Source organism: Vogesella perlucida (assembly GCF_979366545.1).
Window position 1 is genome coordinate 1 of the sequence record NZ_CEETRO010000076.1, and the last position, 256, is coordinate 256.

Here is a 256-nt window from a genome sequence, read left to right on the forward strand (position 1 = left end):
CTTTCCCTCACGGTACTGGTTCACTATCGGTCGATCACGAGTATTTAGCCTTGGAGGATGGTCCCCCCATATTCAGACAGGATTTCGCGTGTCCCGCCCTACTTGTCGTATGCTTAGTTCTTGGAATGGGTTTTCGTGTACGGGGCTATCACCCACTATGGCCGCACTTTCCAGAGCGTTCCACTAACTCAATCCATAACACATACAGGCTCTTCCGCGTTCGCTCGCCACTACTTACGGAATCTCGGTTGATTTC

1 rRNA gene is annotated in these 256 nt (G+C 51.2%); it reads right to left on the reverse strand.

The features are described 5' to 3' along the window. A 23S ribosomal RNA gene (locus ACZ9XP_RS18005) occupies window positions 1–256 on the reverse strand; the annotation flags it as partial.